The following is a 17,549-nucleotide window of genomic DNA, read 5'->3' as shown; positions in this document are numbered from 1 at the left end:
GCCTGCGCCCGGGCCAGGGCCTTGCGGCGCTGGAATTCCATTACCCGCTGGCGGTAGTGCTCTGCGGTCTGCCCGGTGAAAACGCTGCGGTTTTCATCCTTGAGTTCGCCCCCCAGCTGCTCGGCGATATTGCGCGCAGTAGTGAGCAGGGTATCCAGTGCCTTCAGCGCTTCAACTTCTGCCGGCAGTGCCAGGAACAGGCTGACCCCCGGCGTGGTGAAATCTTCCATTTCCGACATATCGAAGGTGCCTGGCACCACGATATTCGCCAGGCTGAACAGCGCCGGCCCGTCACCGGCATCGCCGGTGTGGTAGTGGAAGATATTCATATCGCCAAAGCGCAGGCCGCTAGACAGCAGAACCCGCAACAGGTCATTGCCCTCGAAGTAGTCTCCGGGCGGCGCCATGATGTTCAGAATCAGGACTTCCTCGACATCCCGTTCCTTGCGCGCCGCCGACTTGCGACTGGACGCCGAGTGCTCCTTGCGGGGCTCGGGCTCGGGCTTGCGCTCTTCGCTCTCTTTGCGGGCAAAAGGCGAGGCCTTTTTCAGCTCCGGAAAACGGATATCCGCCGCACTCCAACCGGATTTTTTGCGGGGCTCCGGCTCCTCATCGACAGCCGCGGCCGGCTCCGGCTCCACCGCCTGCAGGGACTCCAGGCTTACGGTTTCATCCAGGGATGGCTCGCGACGTTGCGCGACCAGCTCGCCGGCATCCGCCGCCGCGCTCTCGTCTCCCGGGTTCTCCACCGGGAAAATCGCCTCGTCGCCAACCTCGCTGTGCACCTCACCGGCCAGACCCGCCAGTGCGTCCACAGCGCTCTCTGCCGCCGGCTCATCTTCCACCGAATCCATCAGGGTCGGCACCTGCTCTTCCAGGTTCAGCGAGGCCTGCATGGGCGCACCCGCCGCAGTCTCTTCGGGTCGCGCCGCCCGGGTCGATACATCCTCGGCGCTGCGGTCCGGCTTGCTGCCGGCCAGCGGTTTGCGGGAGGAGTGGAAATTCTGCTGCACCTGGCGGTTTACCTGGGACGCATCCTCGGGTTTACGGCGCTGCACAACGCGCACCGAACCGGGCAGCTCGGCGGCGATCTGACGGCGCTTCTCCGCCTCTTCCGGGTCGATATATTCCAGCTCAGGCTCCACCTGTGGTGCAGGTCGCAGCTCTGGCTCCGGCTTGCTTTCCACGGTTCTGGGGCTGGACAGGATCTCGCCGTTCGCGTCGCCATCGTCGCGATAGTCGCGCTCGTCCATGTCCTGGCGCATAGAGCGGGAAAGATTGCGGGATACCTTCATGGTATCCCGGTGCTTCAGGTAGGCGCGGCGCGCACCATCCAGCACCACCAAAAGCAGCAGCAGAGCCAGTATGTTGATCAGCCAGTTATCCATCGCGCTTCCCTCTCCCTACTTCGCCATCCGTTGTCTTGCTTGCCACTGCGCCATTCATTGTTGTTGACCGGAGTCGTTGTTGACCGGGATCTTCCGATTTTCACAACCGTTCCCACAACCGGGTTTTACCATTACCCAGAGCATCACGCCGAAGCCAGCTCTGCGGCCTCCTCTACGTCTACGGATACCAGGCGGGATACACCCGGTTCGTGCATGGTTACCCCCAGCAACTGATCGGCCATCTCCATGGCAATCTTGTTATGGGTAATGTAGATGAACTGAACGTGTTGCGACATCTCTTTAACCATGCGCGCGTAACGGCCCACGTTGGCGTCATCCAGCGGCGCATCCACCTCATCCAGCATACAGAACGGCGCCGGATTCAGGCGGAAAATTGAGAATACCAGCGCAATCGCGGTCAGCGCCTTTTCACCACCGGAAAGCAGGTGGATGGTACTGTTGCGCTTGCCCGGTGGCCGCGCCATGATCGCGATACCGGTATCCAGCAGGTCCTCGCCGGTAAGCTCCAGATAGGCGTGACCGCCACCAAACACCTTTGGGAATAGCTCCTGCAACCCGCCGTTGACCTGATCGAAGGTCTCCTTGAAGCGGGTGCGGGTCTCCTTGTCGATCCTGCGGATCGCATTCTCCAGGGTTTCCAGCGCGTCGGTAAGGTCGCCGTACTGGCGATCCAGGTAGTGCTTGCGCTCGGACTCCTGCTTGTATTCATCGATAGCCGCCAGGTTGATCGGCCCCAGGCGGGAGATGCGCGCCGCCACCAGCTCGATATCCTGCTGTACCGCTTCGATGGTGAGCTCTTCCGGGAGCTCCTCCAGCAGGACTTCCACGTCGTGGTCCGCTTCCCGCAACTGTTCGACCAGCCCGTTGCGCTGGGTCTCCAGGGTCTGTGCGGTGAGGCGCTGCTGCTCCAGCTGGGCGCGCACGCCCTGCAGCGCGGACTCGGCCTTCTGCCGCTCCTGCTCCTGATTGCGCAGGATGCTGTCCACTTCCTCAAGCTTCTTGCGCGCCTGCGACAGCTCCGCTTCCACTTCGATGCGCTGGGCGAGCTTCTCTTCGAGCTCGCCCTGGTAATCCTGCGACGGATCCTGGGCGTCTTCCATCTGCTGTTGCAGCTGTTCACGGCGGCTCTGCAGGCGTTCGACCTGCTCGCGCAATACCTGCAGGGTGCGCTCGAGGGAGACTTTCTGGGTCCGCACGGACTGTTCGCGCATGGCCAGTTCGTGGGCGCGATCCTTGTCTTCGCGGGCGCGCTGGCGCGCTGCATCCAGGGCTTCACGCAGCTCTTCGCGGCGGGCCAGCAGGGATTCGCGGCGGTCGGTATCGTCGCTCATCGCTTCCAGCGCTTCCTGCAGCTCGATGCGCGCTTCGGAAATGGATTCGGCTTCCGCTTCCTTCTGTTCGCGCACCTCGGCAATTTCCTGCTCGATGCGATTGCGGCGCTCATCCATCTGTTCCTGGCGCGCGCGCTGGGCCGACAGCTGGCTGCGCAGGTCGCCGGTGCGGCGGTTCAGCTGCTCGGCGTCGTTGCGCGCCTGCTCGATCTCCCGCTCCAGCTCGCCGGCGCGGTTGCGTTGCTGCTCGCGCTGCTCCGACAGCTCCTCGATGCGGGCTTCGCACTCGGCCAGGGACTGCTCGAGGCTTTCCAGCTCCTGCTTGCGCGCCAGTACCCCCGCTTCCGCATCGGCACCGCGGCTGACCCGCAACCAGTTGGGACCGAGCCACAGGCCGTCGCGGGTGACAATGGACTCGCCACCCTTGAGCTGGGCGCGCTGGGACAGGGCACTGGTGAGATCTTCGGCGGTGTAGATGCCGTCAATCAGGCCAGTCAGTGAAGCCGGACCCTGAACCACATCCGCCAGTTTCGGCAGGCTTCCGGTGCTGCCCGAGGCCACACTCTGGCCATCGACAAATACCGCCTGTCCGCCTTCGAGGCTTGCCAGGGCGTCCTGCAGGGATTCGATCTGGTCGATGCACACCGCCTGCAGCCGCGTACCCAGTACGGTTTCCACCGCGGTTTCCCAGCCGGAATCGGCACTGATCTGTTCCGCCAGGCGCGGGCGATCCTGCAGGTTTTGCTGTTCCAGCCAGCCAGCTACGGCTTTGCCCTGGCCCATGGCCGCCTGCTGCAGCGCTTCCAGGGAGGCCTGGCGTCCGCGGCTGGTCTGCAGCAGCAGGCGCTCTTTGTCCAGGTCCGACGCCAGGTCACTTTCCTGGCGGCGCAATTCCGCCAGTTGCCCGACTTTCTCGGCAATCGATTCACGGCGCTCGGCCAGCTGCATTTCCAGCTCGGCCAGCTCTTCATTCTGCTGCTCCAGCTCGCTGTCATCACCGCTGCCGGCGAGGCCTTCGCGCTCGCTCTGCAGCTTGCCAATACGCTCCTGCAACCGCTGGCTCGAGGTTTCCAGGTGCTGGATACGGGACTGCTGGACTTCCGCCTTCTGGCGGGAGCCGGAAGCGCCCTGGTTGAACTGGTCCCACTCGTTCTGCCAGTCGCGCATCTGGTCTTCGGCGGTGAGCAGCGCCTGCGCGGATTCTTCTTCCGCGGCCTGCACCATCTCCAGGTCCGGCACGATCACTTCCAGCTCGGTTTCGAACTCGGACATTTTTTCCTGGTCTGCGGACAGCAGGCCCTGGGATTCACTGTATTCCTGTTCGGTGCGGGAAAGGTCCGCCTGCAACTGGGTGTTGCGCTCGCGGGCGTGGGCAATGCTCTGCTCGAGGCGGGCGATATCGCCGCCCACGGCGTAGAAGCGGCCCTGCACCTCGTTGAAGGCGTCGGTCAGTTCGTGGTGCGCAATGCGCTGCTCTTCGATACCGGTATCGCAGCTGACCTGGCGGGTCACCAGCTCCTCGACGGTCAGTTCCAGCTCGCCGATCTGCTGCTGCTTGGCCTTGGCCTGGTCGTCCAGGTTGCGGTACTTGAGCGCCTGCAGGTGCGCCTTGTGTGTGCGCTCCTCTTCCTTGAAGCGACTGTACTTTTCCGCCGCCGCAGACTGGCGCTCCAGGCGCGACAGCTGGCGGTCCAGCTCGTCGCGGATATCGGTGAGGCGCTCGAGGTTTTCCTTGGTGCGGCGCATGCGGTTTTCGGTATCGCGGCGGCGCTCCTTGTACTTGGAGATACCCGCGGCTTCCTCAATAAACACCCGCAGCTCTTCGGGCTTGGCCTCGATCAGCTTGGAGATCATGCCCTGTTCGATAATCGCGTAGCTGCGCGGGCCGAGACCGGTACCCAGGAACAGGTCGGTCACATCGCGGCGGCGGCACTTCTCACCGTTCAGGTAGTAGTTGTTCTGGCCATCGCGGGTTACCCGACGCTTGACCGATATCTCGCTAAACGCAGCGTATTCGCCGGCCAGCTTGCCCTCGGAATTGTCGAACACCAGCTCGATGGACGCCTGCCCCACCGGCTTGCGGCCGCTGGAACCGTTGAAGATAACGTCGGTCATGGAGTCGCCGCGCAGATTTTTCGCGGAAGACTCACCCATTACCCAGCGCACGGCGTCGATGGTATTGGACTTGCCACAGCCGTTGGGGCCGACCACGGCGCTGAGGTTGGAGGGGAAGTAAACGGTGGTCGGGTCGACAAAGGATTTAAACCCGGCCAGCTTGATGCACTTCAAACGCATGGTCTTGAAACTCGGTAATACCCGGCGCCCGTACGACCGCTATTCCACGCCGCCGAACGCTCTTCGTTGTAATCTCTGGAGGGAATCTGGCTGCTGTCGCGGCCAAATCGCCGTTTTGTCTTTGCAAACCGCCGATTGTACATGGCTGCGTGCGCGGTTTCAGCGCTATTTTTGACCGCCGAACCCCGCCTTGCGCGGGGCCGGCCCACTGCCACTTTCAGACAGGGACCCCCAGCGGCAATGCCGGCGGCCCGGAAGGTCAGATTTTCTCGTCGATAGCGATCGAGACCGGCTGGTCCCAGTCGCTGCGGGACAGGGCCTTGACCCCACCCTGCCAGTCTCCCGGCGCCGGGCGGGCATTGCCACTCACAGCAAGGCGTGCCACCAGCTGCACGCTGTCCACCGTTTTCAGGCTGCGTCCGGGCATCATCGCGCGAGACTCGTCCAGCACAACCTCGGTCGGCAGATCTGCCGCTTTCAAGCGCACAATCGCCAGCGGCATGGGGCTTTCAGCGGTGCGCGCGTAGACGAATACCGGGGTATCCGGGTTTGCCGAGACCGACTCGGCAAGGGAGACCTTGATGCGGATACTGTTCTCCCCCGCCGCTGCCGCCGGCGATTGCTGCGCGGCAGCCAGCGAGGTTTCCGCTTCTTCACTGCCATCGCCGGCCTCCGCGAGCGCCTTTTCCGCCCGCGCCACACCGGCCGCAAGCGCCTGGTAGGCGTTGCTACCGGGCGCCATCTGGGACAGCGCCCCCTGCCAGTAATCCCGCGCCTGACGGAACTGCCCGCTCTCGAAGGCGGCGATCCCCGCCAGGCCGAGGGCGGTCGGGTTGCTGGGCTGGGTTTCCAATACCGCGGTCACCTCACGGGTCACTTCCGGTGTAATCCGCGAACCACCGGCGAAGAACAGCGCCTGCGCCAGCTCCGCGCGGATATTGACCGCATTCGGCTCGCGCTCGACGATGTAACGGTACTGCGCCACCGCACCCTCGATGTCATTGCCAACCAGCAGGCGCTGGGCCAGCACATAGCGACTGGACAGATCCTCCGGATGGGTGTGCGTGCGCTCGCGCAGGCGCCGGGTGATACTGGCCTCTGCCGCCGTATCCGCGGTACCGGACTGGCTGGCAACCATATCCCGATACAGCGCCAACTCCCGATGGGCACCCCAGTAGAAATAAAGTCCCACCGCGCACGCAGGCACCAGCAATGCCATTGCCACTATCAGGCCCCGCCCCCCCTCGCGGATGCCGGCCAGGCGAAACGCCGAGCCCTCTTCCTGCAGGAATTTTCGAGCCAGTTCGGTGTGCATCGACTGGTACTCGCTGTCGCCGATGGCACCGTTGGCCCGCGCCGCGTCCAGCTCTGCCTTGTGCTCCAGATACAGCGCCCTGCGCGTGCGGTCCGCATCAGCACCGTCCAGGTGGTCATCGCCAGCCCCCCTGCGCCGCCGCAACAGCGGCCAGGCGATAAAGGCGGCCAGCGGCAATATCAACAGCGCGAGCATTCCCCAGAGTTCAGTCATTGTGTTTGCTCCCGCGATCACCTTCACCTCTCAGCAACTGCGCCAGGCGCCGCTGTTCTTCCGCGCTCAGTTCATCCGCCTGCGATTCCTGCCCGGCACCGCGACCGCTGCGCGAGCGCGCAACAATCACTACCAGCGCCAGCAGACCCAGGGCAGCAAAAACCCCCGGCGCCAACCACAGGGCCAGCGTATTGCGCTGCACCGGCGGCCGGTACAGCACGAAGTCACCGTAGCGCGCCACCATGTAATCGTTGATCTCCGCGTCACTGAAACCATCTTCCAGCAGCCGCCGGATTTCACGCCGCAAATCGTTCGCCACCATGGAGTCAGAACCCGCGAGGTTCTGGTTCTGGCACTTGGGGCAACGCATTTCCTCGATCAAAACCTGGTAGCGAGCCTGCAATTCCGGCGTAGACAGGGGCTCCACTTCCACGGATGCACGGGTGACCACTGCTAACAGCAAAGTCAAAAGTGCGAGCAGGGGGATGGCTAAGCGACGTGTGGACACTGGCTTTCTCCGGGAAAATATCGGCCGATTATACCAGCGCCACCGCGCCGCTACACGCCCCGCATAAGCGCGTCTGCACGCACCCGGAGGATCCCCCACTTCACCGTTAACTCTTTGAATCTCAAAAAAATTTTCAGAAAGCGTTGACGCCCCAAAAAAAATCATTACTATACGCAGCTCCTGACGCGGGGTGGTTAGCTCAGTTGGGAGAGCGGCGGCCTTACAAGCCGTAGGTCACAGGTTCGACCCCTGTACCACCCACCACTTCTCCTCACCTGCACAGCAGGCTTTTCTGGAGAAGAAAGGAATGCGGACCGGTAGTTCAGTTGGTTAGAATGCCGGCCTGTCACGCCGGAGGTCGCGGGTTCGAGTCCCGTCCGGTCCGCCATATACAGAAGAGGCTCACACGAAAGTGTGGGCCTTTTTTGTTTGTGGTCGATCGGCGTGGGAGACAAAATTGTTGGGGACAAATTTGGACGCCAGAGCGTAGCGGCGGCGCCCGCGGGGTGAGAGTCAGGAAGACCCGAATCCACCCCGGTTCAAAAAAAGCGCCAAGCGCTTTCGGTCGAGCAAGCGATCAGCCTTCCCCAGCCCCAAACACCTGCCCGATCAACACACTACCTCTGGCCACGGGGTCCCGGCGGATCAGGGTCTCTTCCTCACCAATACGCCTGAACAGGGTCTTCATGCTCTGCTCAATCACATAGCGCTCGAGGTCCATATCCGGCTTGTTGGCGAGAGGCAATTTCTCGTAAGTGGCCTGCAGACTCTTGTACTGGTCGTAAAAACCCGTCTTGCGCAGATTGGCTTCCACAATCGGCTGGTAGCGCACACGCAGGGTGCTCTCGGTTTGGCGCTGGAAATATTCCGTCGCCGCGGTGTCGCTGCCGCGGATAATACCCAGCGCATCATTGACGGTCATTCCGGTGATCGCCTGCTTGAATACCGGCGCAGCCTCGGCCGCCGCCTGCTCCGCGCCGCGATTCATCGCATTCTCCAGCTGATCCACATAGTTGCCGAAACCGAACTGCCGCAGACCATCTTCCACCGGGCGAACCGATGCAGGCAGCCCGAGATTGAACGCACCCACCTGCGACAGGCTGTTGCTGGCCCGGTCCGTACTGGTGCGCAGGGTATCCTTGATGCCCCGCGCGAGCTTCGAGTCCGTGTCATAACCCGCGTTTTTTGCGACCTGATTCCCCAGATCAATCCACGGAGAGGCGGCGCCCATATTCTCGCAGCCGGCCAACGCGAGCCCGGTGGCGATTACCGCTGCGCATATCCAATATTTTCTCATGGTCATCCCCCTTGAAATTCGATGTCGGCGAAATTCGATGCGGGCATAGTACCGCAGTCGCCATCGCGCGATAGTGACCGGATTCCTGCTTCCGCTATATCCGGACAAACGCAATACCCGGCGTCACCAGCACGGCAGAGGCCATCAAGACGGCTCGGCGCTTTCGTAACTGATCCCTTCCGCCTGAAACTGCCCGCGAAGCTCGGCCCACTGATCCACCGGCAACCGGATCGGCATGCTCACCTTGTCGCTGTAGGTCGCCTCTGCGCACTCACCGTTTTTTTGCGCTACCAGAAAGCGCACCCGCGACTCCTCGGCAAAGTTGCAGGTTACCTGCACAGCCAACAGGGGCACGAAGGTTTTCAGTTCAGCCAACTGCAGCGCGGCGCCCACCGCGCCGCGGTAGGCTCGCATCAGCCCACCGACACCCAGCTTGGTGCCGCCAAAATAGCGGGTGACGATGGCGCCCACGTTGCCGATTTCCTGCTTCAGCAACAATTCCAGCATCGGGCGGCCGGCGCTACCACCGGGCTCCCCATCATCATCGGACTGCATCACCTCGGGATTGGAGGGATTGCCGATCACCAGCGCGGTGCAATGGTGTGTGGCATCCGGGTACCGGGCCCGCACCGCTTCCAATTGATACAAAAAAGCCGCTTTATCGGAAACCGGCCCCAGCCAGCAGATAAAGCGGCTTTTTTTCTCTTCCGTCTCAGTGACAACGGGAGAGCAGGGAATCTGATAACTCACCTGAAAATTCGTCCCACGACTGTTTCTGTAAGCGCTCGTACAGGGGCTGCAGCTTGGTCTGCCAGATGCGGTCATCCACCACACCTACATGTTTGCAGCGAATGGTGCCACCCGCATCTACCAGGAAAGTTTCCGGCGCACCGAACACCCCGAGATCCAGCGCCAGACGCCCCTCCACATCAGATACCGAGAACAGGTAGGGGTTGTGGAATTTTTCCAGCCACTTCTGCGCCGCTTCGTTATCGTCTTTCAGGTTGATCCCGACAATGGGAACGCCCTCTTCCGCCAGCTTGTTCAGGTAGGGATGCTCTACCCGGCAGGATACACACCAGGTGGCCCAGACGTTCAGCAGCAGCGGCTGACTGGGCAAATCCGATTTTTTCAGTTCGCGATTGGTTTCCACATCCAGCAGCGCAAATTCGGGCACCGGCTTGTTCAACAGCGCCGAAGGCATATCCTGCGGGTTCAGCGACAGTCCGCGCCAGAACAGCAGCGCCAGTGCCACAAAAATAATCAGGGGTAAAAAAAGCTTCAGTCTCGCCACAGCAAATTCCAGATTTCCGTTCTTTCAGACCTCAGGCCCGGGCCAGGGAGGCGTCATCGGCAGCCATTGCCCGACCGCTGTTTGCGCGCGCAGCCTTGACCTTGCGATAACGTTTGTCCGCCACTGCAATACCGCCACCGAGCGCCATCAATGCCGCGCCCAGCCAGATCCATACAACAAAGGCTTTGTACTGCAGGCGCACCGCCCAGTCACCGGCCGGGTTGCTCTTGTCCATCGGTTCGCCCAGCGCCACATAGAGATCGCGGAACAGGCTCGAATCAATGGCGGCCTCGGTCATGGTGTTGCCACCGGACAGGTAATTGCGCTTCTGCGGGTGCAGCTCGGCAATCACCCGGCCATTGTCGCGCACCATCAACACGCCCTCTGAAGCCCGGTAGTTGGGCCCGGACACCTGGCGCACGCCTTCGAAAGTAAATTCGTAACCGGACATCTCGGCACTCTGGCCCGGCGACATGCGCAGATCCTTCTCAACGCTGTATACCGTGGTCAGTGCAACCCCGAGCACGGAAACCGCGAGACCGATATGCCCCAGGTGCATGCCGTAATAGCTGGCACGCTGGCGCTTGAGGCCCGCCCACAGGTTGTCGGCATTGCGCGTCTTGGCCAGCACGTCGGCGACACTGGCGGTAATCACCCAGAGTCCGGCAAAAATTCCCAATAGGGCGCCCCAGTGGAATTCACCAGCCAGCAGTGTTAGCAGCGGCGCGGCAACGGCAGCCACCAGTGCCGGCAACCCCCATGCGCGCAGCAGCTTCCCAACCCGGGAATCTTTCCAGTTGGCGTGGATCCCCAACCCCAGCAGCACACACAGCACCAGCATCAGCGGCACAAAAAACATATTGAAGAAAGGTGGGCCGACACTGATCTTGCCCAGGTTGAGCGCATCCGCCAGCAGCGGGTACAGGGTACCGGTCAGCACCACCGCCATGATCAGTACCAGCACAACATTGTTGCCGAGCAGGAAGGTCTCCCGGGACCGGAACGAGAACACACTGCCGGCGCTCACCGCCGGCGCGCGCAGCGCGAACAGCAGCAGTGACGCCCCCACCACGATCGCCAGGAAGGCGAGAATAAACCCGCCGCGCAGTGGATCCGTGGCAAACGCGTGCACCGAAGTCAGTACCCCGGAGCGCACCAGGAAGGTACCCAGCAGGCTGAGGCTGAAGGAGAAGATCGACAGCAGAATGGTCCAGCTGCGGAACAGCCCGCGTTTTTCGGTGACCGCCAGCGAGTGCAGCAATGCGGTCCCCACCAGCCAGGGCATGAACGAGGCATTTTCCACCGGGTCCCAGAACCACCAGCCGCCCCAGCCCAATTCGTAGTAAGCCCACCAGCTGCCCAGGGCGATACCCAGGGTCAGGAAAGACCAGGCCACCGCAGTCCAGGGGCGCGCCCAGCGCGCCCAGGCACTGTCGAGGCGACCTTCCAGCAGCGCCGCGATGGCAAACGCGAATGCCACCGAGAAGCCCACATACCCCATATACAACAGGGGCGGATGAATAATCATTCCCGGATCCTGCAGCAACGGATTCAGGTCACTGCCGTCGCCGGGCGGAAACGGCAGCGCCCGCTCGAAGGGGTTGGAGGTGAGCAGAATGAACAGGAAGAAGCCGACCAGCAGCATGCCGAGCACCGACAGCACCCGCGCCACCAGCACATCCGGAAGCTGCCGGCTGAACAGCGCCACTGTTACGGTCCAGCCCGCCAGCATCAGTAGCCACAACAGGATCGAGCCTTCGTGACCACCCCACACCGCGGTGATCTTGTAAATCGTCGGCAGAATACTGTTGGAATTCTGCGCCACATAAGCCACGGAAAAATCACTGTTGGCAAAGGCAACGGTCAGGCACACATAGGACAGGACAGTAAATGCCAGCACTCCCAGAGCCAGGGGCCGCCCGGTGTCCATCCACAGCACTCGCCCGCTGTAGGTGCCGAGCATTGGCACTACCGCCAGTGCCAGCGACAGCAGCAGGCCGACAATCAGGGCAAAATGGCCCAGTTCGGGACTCATATCTTCGCATCTCCGTGACAGCTGGCCTTACCTTTCATGCTCTCCATGACTTCCGGCGGGGTGTAGGATTCATCGTGTTTTGCCAACACCTGGTCTGCGCGCACAAAACCACCCTGCTGCAGCTTGCCGGTCACAATCGCGGCCTCACCTTCGGCAAACAGGTCTGGAAGAATCTTGTCGAACACCACTTCCAGCTCCGCTTCGCCATCGGTGATGGCAAAGCGCACATCGAGGGAGTCGCTGTCCCGAACCACACTGCCCGGCACCACACAACCGCCAGCGCGGATTCGCTTTGCAAACGGTACTTCACCGGCGGCAAAGGCGCTCGGCGCGTAAAAGTAATCCATATTGGAGCGCATGGCATAAGTTACGAATCCCACCGCGGCACTGGACAGTACCACCAGCAGAATGACGAGAATCAGGCGTTGTTTACGGGCTGGATGCATGGTGATCGGATATCTGAAAATATATTAATCGGTCTGCTGCCACCCACTCGGCTTTCCAGGCGGGCGGCAACTCGGGTTGCGGGTACTGGCCCGGCACTATTGAGTGGCGACCGCCCCGCGGGATTCTTCAGCGCGCTCGCGAGCGGCGCGGCGACGGGCCTCTTCCAGGCGTAATTCCTGCGCGACTTCCCTGCGCAGACGGCGCCGGATGACCAGCGGTGCCACTGCCAGGGCGATCATCACCACGGCGGCAACCAGATAGGACACCCACACATAGGGTCCGTGGCCGTTCATGGCCAGAAACTCGGCAAAAGAACTGAACTGAAACTCCATGAATCCCCCTATGCTCAAGGGCGCCCGGGCGCCGTTTGTCCCAGCAGTTCACGCACCCACTGGGTACGCCACTCGCGCTGCAGGATCATTGTGCGCGTGTGCAGGGTCAGCACCCAGGCGTAAAACAGGTAGAAGCCCGCGATCATGGTGATCAGTGGATAGAACATACTCGGGTCAATGGTGCTGGCCTGGGTCAGCTTGAGGGTCGCGGGCTGGTGCAATGTGAACCACCAGTCGACCGACTTGTAGATGATCGGGATATTGACGGTTCCCACCAGGGCCAGCAGCGCACTGGCCTTGTCCCCGGACTGTTCGCGACTGAACGCACCGGACAGCGCCATTACCCCCAGGTAGAGGAAAAACAGGATCAGCATCGAGGTGATGCGCGCATCCCACACCCAGTAGGTGCCCCAGGTGGGCTTGCCCCACAAGGCACCGGTAAACAGGGAGATAAAGGTGAGTGCGGCACCAATGGGCGCCGCAGCGCGCATGACCACAAAAGAGAGCTTCATCTTCCAGATCAGGCCGATAGCGCCACAGATGGCCATGATGTAGTAGCCAGCGAGCGCCAGGAATGCCGCCGGCACGTGGATATAGATGATGCGGTAGCTGTTGCCCTGTTTGCCATCCTGTGGGGCAAAACCCAGCCCCCAGACACAGCCGATCAGCAACAGCAACAGGCTGGCCACCCCCAACCAGGGCAACCAGGCGCTGGACTTCTGATAGAACCAGCGCGGCGATCCGAGTCTGTGAAACCATTGCCAGGCCAATGTCGTTCTCCTGTTGCGCCGCCAACTGCTGCGGCAAACGGATAAATTCAAATAACCGGTTTAGTGGTCCAGGCTGATGCGAATCGCACCGGCCGCCGCCAGTGGTGCCAGCGCCGCAGCCGCCGCCAGTATCGCTCCCAACACCGCCAGTTGCGCACTGTATGCGTACCCATCCAGTGCCGCCTGCACCGTACCGGTGCCAAAGATTAACACGGGCACATACAGCGGCATAATAATCAGTGCCAGCAGCAGTCCCGGGCGCTGCAGGGCCACGGTCAATGCCGCCCCCACCGCACCGATCAAGCTCAGGCTGGCGGTGCCCAGCAACAGCGATATCACCAGCGGCAGGTAGCCCGCCGCCGGCAGGTTCAGCATCAGTCCCAGCAGTGGCGACAGAACCGCGAGAGGCAGGCCGGTCACCAGCCAGTGCACCGCCACCTTGGCCAGCACCGCGAAATACAGCGGTTGCGGCAGTAGTGAGATCTGCTCCAGGGAGCCGTCCTCGTAATCTCCGCGAAACAGTGACTCCTGGGACAGGAGTGTCGCCAGCAGCGCCATCACCCAGATAAGTCCCGGCGCCATCCGCGCCAGCATTTCCGGGTCCGGACCTATGCCCAGGGGCATCATCGCCAGCACGGTGACAAAAAACAGCAGTGGATTGACGATATCCGCCCGGCGGCGAATCGCCAGCAACAATTCTGTCCGCAACAGGGCCATGAATCCCGGCCCGGCACCTGCACTCACACCCGCCTCCTGCGCCTGCCCGCCCTTTGCCACGGCAACGCTTTCACTGCACACTGCCTGCCTCCATCGCGATGTCATATCCCGCTGGCACCTGGAAATCCAGGAGATTCACTTGTTTGAGGGGGCTCAGGTTTACCGGCTGGTGGGAAGTGAGCAGGATGCTGCCACCTGCGCCGAGATGATCTGCCATGCGCGACTCCAGGCGCGCCACACCGCGCACATCCAGGGCCGCGAGGGGCTCATCCAGAATCCACAGGGATGCCACCGATGGCAGGAACAGGCGCGCCAGCGCAACCCGGCGGGTCTGCCCCGCCGACAGCTGTTGGCACAGTACGTCCTCGAACCCATACAGATCCACCGCCTCCAGCGCCACCAGGGCATCCTCGCGCCGCGCGCCGTACCAGGCGAGATTCTCCATTGGCGTCAGCCCGCGGCGCACGCCGGCATTGTGCCCGATATACAGGAGGGACTGGCGCATCTGCGCGAGGGAAGCAGGAAAGGGTTTATCGCCCCAGAGGATTTCACCACGGTAGTCCGTGGCACTGCCGATCAATGTGCGAATCAGGGTGCTCTTGCCGGCGCCGTTGGTTCCCAGCACCTGCATCGCAGCACCCGGCTCCAGAGTGAACCCGAGACCGCAGAACAACGGCCGACCTCCTCTCTCGCAGGAGAGGTCGCGCACCTGTAATGATCCCGGGGTATTCGAGCCCATGAGCCACCGATATTGATGAAAAACCGACCAGCATTATACCGACCGCGGTCGGGTTTGTACGGTTTTCTCCCCCGGCGCCTCCCCGGCCTGGCCCGGCGCCACGCCACTCCCCCATTCGATCACGGCCCGCACCCGGCTACTGCCGGGACGGGTTTCCAGCTCCCTGCAGATCGTCTTGAGGAGGCTCAGGCCGCGCCCGGAGTAGACCCCTTTCTGCTCGCTGACATGGGGAAAACCGGGGCCACTGTCCTCCACTTCCAGCTGTAATTCGCCACCCCTGCCCCGATCACGGCAGCGCAGGCTGATCTCGATCCAGCCGTGACTCAAGCCACTGCGCCGCTCCGCCATCAGGTCGTAATAGTGCACAAAGCCCTCGTCGGTACACTTGAGGGACGAGTCCAGCCCCAGCACCCCGTGCTCCAGGGCATTGCGAAACAGCTCGCCCAGGGAAATCGCCAGCTCCTCCTGAAAGCGCGCCGCACCGGGCATCTGCGCCAGCACGCCCAGCAGGTGCGGCAACGGATCGCCACTGCGCAGTTCCGAGTCTGCCAGGCGCAGGTTAATCGACCACTCGCCAACACGACCGCCCTTGCGGTTACCGTTATTTTCCATCTCCTCGCACCGGGGCCGCAGCAGGGAGCCGTGGGCAAGGTCCATTTCAACCAGGGACAGGTCATCGTGCTGCTGCGAGGCGTGCGCGTTCACCGCAATCAGGATCCGCTCGAACGCAGACTCCCCGCTGTGATCGCCATCCTGCACCAGCTCCAACAGGCGGGATTCACCGAAGTGCTCCCCGCACTTGTTGCGCGCCTCGTGGATGCCGTCACTCCACAGGAAAAGCCGGTCCCCCGGGTACACCCGCAGGTTGACCACCGCGCTGTCAATCTGGTCCGCCGCCAACACGCCGAAGGGCAGGTGTCGGGACTCCAGCAGGCGCAGCTTGCCATCGGAACTTTTCACACAGGGACTGGGCATACCGGCATTGAGCAGCCTCAGGTGATTGCGGCGAGGGTCCAGCTCCAGCATCGCCAGACAGCAGAACATCTGTCGCGGCAAAATATCGTGCAGCTTGCGGTTGATCTCCTTCAGTACCCGGGTGAAGGAGAAGCCGCGGGGAATCATGGAATAGAAAATGGACGTCAGTGGCACCGCCCCCACCGCCGCCGCCAGTCCGTGACCGGCGAAATCCCCCAGCATCAGCACCAGTTTGCCGTCGGGGGCGTGGGTCGCTGCCAGCACATCGCCGTTGAGCACCGCCCGCGGCGACAGGTGATAGCGTATCGCCGGGGTATCGTCGAGACAGCTTTCATTGCCGAGATTGCCGAATATCTCACGGGCGTTGGCCTGTTCCTGCAGAAAGTCCGCGTGATGCCTGCGCATGCGGTCGCGCTGGGCCATCAGGGAACGGCCGAACTCACAAAAGCGGCGGATGGAGGCGAGCTTCAGCTGTACCAGAGGCGGGCTGTAGGGCCTGACGAGAATATCGTCGCAGCCGTCAATGTTCGGACTCCCGGATGCTTCCTTTTGATCCAGGACAAACAGGATCGGGACCGGTTCTATGCCGCTGTACTGGCGCAGCTGGCGCAACTGAACCTTTTCGGCCGTTTTCGACGCGCAGGGGCCGAAAATGACCAGGCTGGGTTGATAGTCCTGATAAATGGCCAGGGCCAGGCCGGCGTCATCCACGGTGCAGGTTTCGGCAGGACTGGCCGCCACCGACGAGCTGGTGTATTCCCAATCCTCCAACTGCGCCCGCAACTCGGCCGCCTCCCGCGTGTCGCGCTCGATGATCAGAACCCGGAAAGACGGCATGATACAGGGGCCCGGTAGGGACAATCAGCGGATGCTGAAAATCCGGTCGAAATTGGAAACACTCAGAATATGGGAGACATGGGCGTTGGCGTTGACCAGTTCCACGTCGGGCTGAAAACCCTCGCGGCTCACCTCCACGCAATAGTCCCGCAACAGCAGGAGCATACCCAGGGCAGCGCTATCCAGGTGGTCGGTAGCCGACAGGTCCACGATGAACTGCTTTGGCGGAGGGGCGACATTGCGGTAAGCACGCTGGAATTCCCGGTGCATATTGAAATCGAAGTTGCCCACAATGCGGATAACCAGCGCATTGCCGTCGTCCGGGACTTCCGAAAACACCCGGCTGTCAAACCTGTCGGAAACTACCATCTGAAGGTCCTTTTTCCCCTATCCTGCCCCGCTACTGCTCTTACTGCCGCAGGGCCGGCCGCTGGCTGATGAGACATAACGCCTCGCTTCAACCCTCCTGTGTGAAATGCACGCGTTACAGCGCCAATATACACCCCGCCGCTCCAGGTGCAAACCGGGCGGACGGGTAACAGAGACACCGGGGAGAGGCAGAGAGAAGGAGTGCGAAAGATGAAAAAGAAAAGGTACCTGTCAGGCACCTTTTCTCGAACTGTTCCGGGTTTGGGCACGGGGAAAACGATTGTGCGGTACGAAATGGGCTCGGTCTGGCCTCCAGCAACGCGGTCTGACTACCGCCGCGCCGAATATGCCGCCGTTAAATACCCGGATTGACCGCGAAAAACCGGAAGGCCGGTTTATTGGCTTGCAGCCCCTTACCCGGTAAGAAGTCCAGTCAGAAGTCCAGCTGGTAATCCATCAATTCCCGGCGCAGACGCATTTCCTCCAGTTTGTCTTCGACCAACCTTCGGGCATCCCGGGGGTTATCTGGGGTATACAGCAATTCTCCTACCACGGAAGAATCCGCTTCATCAAAATCAATGTCATTTTCGATAACGTTGCCGCTCATAGAAAACTCCATAATCTCGATCTGCCAGGGCAGAAACACTTTGTCTGTTTTTGTTGTGC

The 17,549-nt window shown here is 61.9% G+C and carries 16 protein-coding genes and 2 tRNA genes; 2 read left to right on the top strand and 16 right to left on the bottom strand.

What is annotated here, in order from left to right; all coding sequences use genetic code 11:
* The 4 genes from zipA to QZ511_RS13195 all read right to left on the bottom strand — a co-directional run.
* On the bottom strand, positions 1 to 1,388 hold a 1,388-nt coding region (gene zipA / locus QZ511_RS13210; protein WP_295803015.1), incomplete at its 3' end, for a cell division protein ZipA.
* 143 nt (positions 1,389 to 1,531) lie between these two features.
* Positions 1,532 to 5,035, bottom strand: coding sequence for a chromosome segregation protein SMC (gene smc, locus QZ511_RS13205; protein WP_295803014.1), 3,504 nt, complete (start codon positions 5,033 to 5,035; stop codon positions 1,532 to 1,534).
* Between the two features lie 259 nt (positions 5,036 to 5,294).
* A complete protein-coding gene (gene ccmI / locus QZ511_RS13200; RefSeq protein ID WP_295803013.1) occupies positions 5,295 to 6,563 on the bottom strand; it encodes a c-type cytochrome biogenesis protein CcmI in 1,269 nt (422 codons plus the stop codon).
* Complete coding sequence (locus QZ511_RS13195; RefSeq protein WP_295803012.1) at positions 6,556 to 7,071, bottom strand: cytochrome c-type biogenesis protein; 516 nt, start codon at positions 7,069 to 7,071, stop codon at positions 6,556 to 6,558. Before QZ511_RS13195 ends, ccmI begins: the two co-directional genes overlap by 8 nt.
* 188 nt (positions 7,072 to 7,259) lie before the next feature.
* Here QZ511_RS13195 and QZ511_RS13190 point away from each other — a divergent pair.
* Together QZ511_RS13190 and QZ511_RS13185 are read left to right on the top strand one after the other, a co-directional pair.
* Positions 7,260 to 7,335, top strand: a tRNA-Val gene (locus tag QZ511_RS13190).
* Between the two features lie 47 nt (positions 7,336 to 7,382).
* Positions 7,383 to 7,459, top strand: a tRNA-Asp gene (locus QZ511_RS13185).
* Positions 7,460 to 7,648: 189 nt separating this feature from the next.
* Here QZ511_RS13185 and QZ511_RS13180 read toward each other — a convergent pair.
* The 12 genes from QZ511_RS13180 to QZ511_RS13125 all read right to left on the bottom strand — a co-directional run.
* On the bottom strand, positions 7,649 to 8,368 hold the full coding sequence (locus QZ511_RS13180) for a DUF4197 domain-containing protein (RefSeq protein ID WP_295803011.1): 720 nt from the start codon (positions 8,366 to 8,368) through the stop codon (positions 7,649 to 7,651).
* A 144-nt stretch (positions 8,369 to 8,512) separates the two neighbouring features.
* A complete protein-coding gene (locus tag QZ511_RS13175) occupies positions 8,513 to 9,118 on the bottom strand; it encodes a YigZ family protein (RefSeq protein ID WP_295803010.1) in 606 nt (201 codons plus the stop codon).
* Complete coding sequence (locus tag QZ511_RS13170; RefSeq protein ID WP_295803009.1) at positions 9,081 to 9,662, bottom strand: DsbE family thiol:disulfide interchange protein; 582 nt, start codon at positions 9,660 to 9,662, stop codon at positions 9,081 to 9,083. Before QZ511_RS13170 ends, QZ511_RS13175 begins: the two co-directional genes overlap by 38 nt.
* A gap of 31 nt (positions 9,663 to 9,693) precedes the next feature.
* Positions 9,694 to 11,697, bottom strand: a complete 2,004-nt coding sequence (locus QZ511_RS13165) for a heme lyase CcmF/NrfE family subunit (protein ID WP_295803008.1) — start codon at positions 11,695 to 11,697, stop codon at positions 9,694 to 9,696.
* A complete protein-coding gene (locus QZ511_RS13160; RefSeq protein ID WP_295803007.1) occupies positions 11,694 to 12,143 on the bottom strand; it encodes a cytochrome c maturation protein CcmE in 450 nt (149 codons plus the stop codon). The genes QZ511_RS13165 and QZ511_RS13160 overlap by 4 nt, the downstream gene beginning before the upstream one ends.
* Positions 12,144 to 12,239: 96 nt before the next feature.
* On the bottom strand, positions 12,240 to 12,476 hold the full coding sequence (gene ccmD, locus QZ511_RS13155; protein ID WP_295803006.1) for a heme exporter protein CcmD: 237 nt from the start codon (positions 12,474 to 12,476) through the stop codon (positions 12,240 to 12,242).
* Between the two features lie 14 nt (positions 12,477 to 12,490).
* On the bottom strand, positions 12,491 to 13,246 hold the full coding sequence (locus QZ511_RS13150) for a heme ABC transporter permease (RefSeq protein WP_295803005.1): 756 nt from the start codon (positions 13,244 to 13,246) through the stop codon (positions 12,491 to 12,493).
* Positions 13,247 to 13,306: 60 nt separating this feature from the next.
* Entirely contained in the window at positions 13,307 to 13,963 is a 657-nt protein-coding gene (ccmB, locus tag QZ511_RS13145) for a heme exporter protein CcmB (protein WP_295803016.1), read from the bottom strand.
* A 70-nt stretch (positions 13,964 to 14,033) separates the two neighbouring features.
* The gene (gene ccmA, locus QZ511_RS13140) at positions 14,034 to 14,702 is read right to left on the bottom strand and encodes a cytochrome c biogenesis heme-transporting ATPase CcmA (protein ID WP_295803004.1); all 669 of its coding nucleotides are present in this window, start codon (positions 14,700 to 14,702) and stop codon (positions 14,034 to 14,036) included.
* Between the two features lie 33 nt (positions 14,703 to 14,735).
* The gene (locus tag QZ511_RS13135) at positions 14,736 to 16,514 is read right to left on the bottom strand and encodes a fused response regulator/phosphatase (protein ID WP_295803003.1); all 1,779 of its coding nucleotides are present in this window, start codon (positions 16,512 to 16,514) and stop codon (positions 14,736 to 14,738) included.
* 24 nt (positions 16,515 to 16,538) lie between these two features.
* Positions 16,539 to 16,883 (bottom strand): STAS domain-containing protein, encoded by a 345-nt coding sequence (locus tag QZ511_RS13130; protein ID WP_295803002.1) that lies wholly within the window; start codon positions 16,881 to 16,883, stop codon positions 16,539 to 16,541.
* Between the two features lie 433 nt (positions 16,884 to 17,316).
* A partial coding sequence (locus QZ511_RS13125; RefSeq protein WP_295803001.1) for a PA3496 family putative envelope integrity protein occupies positions 17,317 to 17,549 on the bottom strand: 233 nt, incomplete at its 5' end.

It is taken from the genome of uncultured Microbulbifer sp. (assembly GCF_913055755.1).
Lineage (GTDB): Bacteria > Pseudomonadota > Gammaproteobacteria > Pseudomonadales > Cellvibrionaceae > Microbulbifer.
Note: the sequence above shows the minus strand (reverse complement) of the source record. Positions and strands in the feature narration are given on the sequence as shown.

Bases quoted from the DNA above. Each gene is read 5' to 3' on its own strand.
- smc (WP_295803014.1), bottom strand. From the start codon at position 5,035: ATGCGTTTGAAGTGCATCAAGCTGGCCGGGTTTAAATCCTTTGTCGAC.
- ccmI (WP_295803013.1), bottom strand. From the start codon at position 6,563: ATGACTGAACTCTGGGGAATGCTCGCGCTGTTGATATTGCCGCTGGCC.
- QZ511_RS13180 (WP_295803011.1), bottom strand. From the start codon at position 8,368: ATGAGAAAATATTGGATATGCGCAGCGGTAATCGCCACCGGGCTCGCG.
- QZ511_RS13165 (WP_295803008.1), bottom strand. From the start codon at position 11,697: ATGAGTCCCGAACTGGGCCATTTTGCCCTGATTGTCGGCCTGCTGCTG.
- QZ511_RS13160 (WP_295803007.1), bottom strand. From the start codon at position 12,143: ATGCATCCAGCCCGTAAACAACGCCTGATTCTCGTCATTCTGCTGGTG.
- ccmD (WP_295803006.1), bottom strand. From the start codon at position 12,476: ATGGAGTTTCAGTTCAGTTCTTTTGCCGAGTTTCTGGCCATGAACGGC.
- ccmB (WP_295803016.1), bottom strand. From the start codon at position 13,963: ATGGCCCTGTTGCGGACAGAATTGTTGCTGGCGATTCGCCGCCGGGCG.
- ccmA (WP_295803004.1), bottom strand. From the start codon at position 14,702: ATGGGCTCGAATACCCCGGGATCATTACAGGTGCGCGACCTCTCCTGC.
- QZ511_RS13135 (WP_295803003.1), bottom strand. From the start codon at position 16,514: ATGCCGTCTTTCCGGGTTCTGATCATCGAGCGCGACACGCGGGAGGCG.
- QZ511_RS13130 (WP_295803002.1), bottom strand. From the start codon at position 16,883: ATGGTAGTTTCCGACAGGTTTGACAGCCGGGTGTTTTCGGAAGTCCCG.